General features: G+C 51.4%; 4 protein-coding genes. 3 read left to right on the forward strand and 1 reads right to left on the reverse strand.

Features of this window, described 5'->3' with window-relative positions; translation table 11 throughout:
- Positions 1 to 116 precede the first annotated feature (116 nt).
- On the reverse strand, positions 117 to 1136 hold the full coding sequence (locus PO883_RS33855) for a hypothetical protein (protein ID WP_289313706.1): 1020 nt from the start codon (positions 1134 to 1136) through the stop codon (positions 117 to 119).
- A gap of 974 nt (positions 1137 to 2110) precedes the next feature.
- Here PO883_RS33855 and PO883_RS33860 point away from each other — a divergent pair.
- Genes PO883_RS33860 through PO883_RS33870 form a run of 3 tightly spaced genes read left to right on the forward strand, consistent with a single transcriptional unit; the run spans position 2111 to position 3991 of the window.
- Complete coding sequence (locus tag PO883_RS33860; protein WP_289313707.1) at positions 2111 to 2899, forward strand: alpha/beta fold hydrolase; 789 nt, start codon at positions 2111 to 2113, stop codon at positions 2897 to 2899.
- A complete protein-coding gene (locus tag PO883_RS33865; protein ID WP_167090996.1) occupies positions 2896 to 3858 on the forward strand; it encodes a LuxR C-terminal-related transcriptional regulator in 963 nt (320 codons plus the stop codon). Before PO883_RS33860 ends, PO883_RS33865 begins: the two co-directional genes overlap by 4 nt.
- A 22-nt stretch (positions 3859 to 3880) precedes the next feature.
- Positions 3881 to 3991, forward strand: coding sequence for a helix-turn-helix transcriptional regulator (locus PO883_RS33870; RefSeq protein ID WP_167090998.1), 111 nt, complete (start codon positions 3881 to 3883; stop codon positions 3989 to 3991).
- The last annotated feature ends 80 nt before the right edge of the window (positions 3992 to 4071 follow it).

The raw sequence follows: 4071 nt of genomic DNA on the forward strand, positions 1-4071 counted from the left end.
CCTGGGTTCGGGCGCCGCAGTTTACATGATTGTCCCGCCGACGTTCGCTAATGCGACAGAACCCTTCGCGCCTATGACGGAAATTTCCAGGGTTCCGGCTTACGACACCGCAAACGTCATCGAGGGCAAAGTGGCAAGCTCAAATCTACATTCGGGCCCACCACTTCAGGAGATCGACACGTCGCTTTGTATGGCGGCAAAGGTTTTACATCTACCACAACTCCAAGAATACGTGATGTGGCAACAGCAATCTTTGATGCAATTTCGGCCGATATAAAGGATTTAGTGGTATCCACGGCGAAAGCGTAAAGCCTGCTCCCGGGCCCGGTCAGCAGCTCCTTGGAACCGAAGTTTTTAGCGAGTACGTTTTCAGTAAAATTGCTGAGTAACTGCTCGCCGTAGAACTTCGCGGTCTTGCCCCACTCGATTTGCTTTGATGTGCCATTGCCAGCAAAGTTGATGGCATTGTCAAAAACAAAACCCTCAGCCATGCCGAACATCAGCCCAGCACCAATAGCTGCGGCACCGCCAACGATCAACCCCCCTCCAAGGGCGGTACCCGCTGCCACCGTAAGACCTACGGCTACAGCAACACCGCCGGCAGTGATCAGCTTACCAGCTGACTCGCGCGCTTTGCTGGCCAGTGCGTTCGTCATCGCCGCAAGGTCGTCGAAAAGCGAGATGTCTGTGCTCGACGCTCCGCCAAAGATGTCTGGTGGCGCCATGTGCCGAAGACTGGCTTGGCTCTTGAACTTGGGCGATGCGGTGATATCGAGGCCTAGCGCGAGAAGCCAAGATAACAAGAGACGGTCCAGGACCTTGAGTTGATCGATATTCATGTCCGTCATCGCAGGCGGGCTGCCGCTACCGAATGTTTGCGCGATGTTCGCCCTGTAGATCGATGCCGAGGTCGATTGCAACAGCGATGAGCTAGCTTGTGTCATGATACTTTGAGCGATTCTGGCGACAACAAGAGCTACAGTTCCCGGCTTATAGATGCTCGCCGGCATTGCTGTGACATTAATGCTTACCGTCGATTTTTCCGTCACGCCGGCGAGGTCGCGAGTGAGCTCCAATTTAACCAAACCTTCCTTGCCAATCCAGTAAGAATCGAAGGCTCCCGCAGGAGCGAGCACGACAATGCTGGACCCGGATGATCTAGGTTGGAAGACGACCGGTATCGAAATCGCATCTGACAAGATCCAGCGTCCGGAGTAACGCGCTGCGCTCGAGTCTGGAATCGTTACAGTTATATCCGAGAAGGGCGCCACTGACGAGGGAGCCCCTTTGATTGAAAATGCTTCAACCGCCGGCGAAGTCGGTACGGAACTGCTAGGCGGAGTTGGTAAGGAACTGCTAGGCGAGGTATTGGCAGAATCCGCGCCTCCTCCGCCACAGCCCACTAGTCCCAGAGCGACAGTCGTCGCAGCGGCGTGAACGCCAGACAGTATGAGGCGCCTTTTCGGATCGAAAGTTGTGGAACTTTGGAGCGTCATTGGACGAACGCAAAACAATTTTATGAGCGGAGAGCCGGTTTGGAATTTGTTTTTCATGGTGATCTCACTTTAATTCAATTTTAAACCTGCATGGTCTACGCAAAGGGCTTGTCCGCTTCCTGGTAATTACAGTAGGCAGGAAGCGCGTTGCGTAGCCGTCGTGCGCCGGGCACCCAGATTCCGCAAGCGCTTATTAATACTGTACATAGATACAGTACAGCCCATTAGGAGTGAATAGGAAAAACCGAAAAATCGGGCGCTAAGCATCGGCTACGATTCGTATCGAAAGAATCGTCAGATTCGGCTACGCTTCAACCTGGCGTCAGGCATACGGCTTCAATTTATATCGTTATATCATACCAACAACAATCGATTTTCGAAACATTTAGCACTCCGTGCAAGGTTGTCTTATCAGCATGAACATCACAACGATGTTGAGTTCGGCCGAACTAGGTTATTGCTTTAATGGTAGGTCGGATAAACATTTTAGAACATGATGCAATTGCACTATGGACCTTTCAGGTAAAATATGAGTCGAAAGCCCTCAGTGACCGAAAAGTTAAGCGTTTGTCACTGTTGCATGTTTTTCCTTTCTATCTCTCGATCGCGCGAAAATGTCCACTAATACGATATTGTTTGTCCATGGCGGCCCTTGCAGTTCGGCAAAATTCGAGCGACTCCACTTAAGCCACGTTAACGACATTATTTGGTGGGATCAGCCCCGGGAAAACCCTGATAATCCCTGGCCTCACCTGCTGAGCGCAGCAATGCAAAAACTCGATGAGTGCGTGCAAGCCTGTGGAGGGCCTGTTCACTTGCTGACGAGTTCCTTTGGAGCGCAGATCGGCGCAAATTTGGCGTGCTCGTATCCCGAGAAGGTTCGTAGCTTGGTGCTGCTCGCGCCGGTATTCGATGTAGGCGCAGCATATGCAGGGCTTGCCGAGGCAGAGCTGGCTGCACGCCCAACTGACCAGCTATCCAAGGTCCTGAAGGGTTATCGCTCTTGCCCCTCAGTCGAAACGCTGTGGCCGATGGTGGGCCAACTCTTCGCAATACCGCACATTTTTGAACGGCTTTTGGGAGAGTTAAATCGCACTAAAGTGGATCAGTTTATGGCATTGCTTGGTGATGCTGAGATGTTCGACCCGCATTTTTTTCAAATAACCGTAAATAGTTTTTTGGCAACGCGGGAGTGTATATTGGGACGTTACACAGGTCCGGTCACGGCGATATTCGGCCGAGCAGATTCGCTGGTACCGATTTCAAAGACTGTCCATGAGTTGCAAATGCGCTTTCCACAAGCTAAGTCTAAAACCGTCGACGCCGGGCATTTTCCGCATCTGGAAGTTCCCTTTTCGGAATGGCACCCGCTACACTTGAGCAATAACGCAGTCTCGCCATGACTTCCTTCAACAGTGAGTTGTTGAGCTTGTACAAAGATTGCCGTTCTGAATCAATCGACAGGTTCCAAATCGCAGTGTTTGAACGTATAAAGGCGCTAGTTCCTTTTGATTCGGGACGTTTGATTGGAGTTGATACAACTCGTGGCGGTGCTGAGGTCCGTACCTCACTAAATCACCGAGAGCCTGAAGCAGTGAACGTGCATTGGGAAGAAGTCGCTCGTCTTGATCGGGTTTTGTCCGCAGTATCGAACTCTCCAGGAATTGCATGCAACTTCAACGCTCGACGTCTCTTTTCGGATGCAGAAGTCGCAGTTGTTCTTGACTACACTGTGCGCTTCCGCCATTTGAATGGACTTGTCATCGCAACCATCAATGAGATATCGGGTTTGCTAGAGGGACTTTCGCTATACCGCGCGCGCGACGACGATCAGTTTACGTATGCAGACCAACGTTGTATTGAGGGGTTTGCTCCCCACCTTCAGCAAGCGTTGCAGATAAATCGTGCGTTGACTCAAGGTGCTGAACCTGCCTTTCCCTTTGCAATTATTTCTTACTCTGGATTGCTAAACTTCTGCACCTCTCAGTTCGACGAGTACTTACGTGCAGAGTTCGCCTCTTGGAAGGGCTACCGCATCCCTGAATTATTGCAACGAACGCTCGAAACGGATGGTTATTATAATTTCGTTAGTCATCCCGTTCGACTTACCGTCCAGTGTCTCGAATCTGTATGGTTGGTGCGAGCACACCGCATCGAACCATGTGGACTAACTCCGCGGGAGTTAAAAGCTGCATTGTTATATGGGCAAGGTCTGACTCACAAAGCAGTAGCACGCCAACTCAACGTGGCGCCGTCTACAGTCCGAAATTTTATACAGAATGTTTACCAGAAATTAAACGTCCACGATAGAGCATCTCTGGCCCTAAAGCTTTCGGCTACTCCTGGCTCATTGTCGGCTTGATCCGCCGGTGGATGATGGAGCGATGAATAACACAATTCGTGAACTACGCGCCGAACGTGGATGGAGCCAGGCCAACCTGGCCGATCGGCTCGAAGTATCGCGTCAAACCGTCAAGGTTCTGTCGCGTTGTTGATCAAACGACGGAATGTTGGTTCTGTCGCATTAGCGAACGTCGGCGGGGCAATCATGTAAGCTGCGGCGCCCCAACCCAGT

The sequence above is a fragment of the Massilia sp. DJPM01 genome, assembly GCF_030348125.1.
Lineage (GTDB): Bacteria > Pseudomonadota > Gammaproteobacteria > Burkholderiales > Burkholderiaceae_D > Telluria_A > Telluria_A frigida.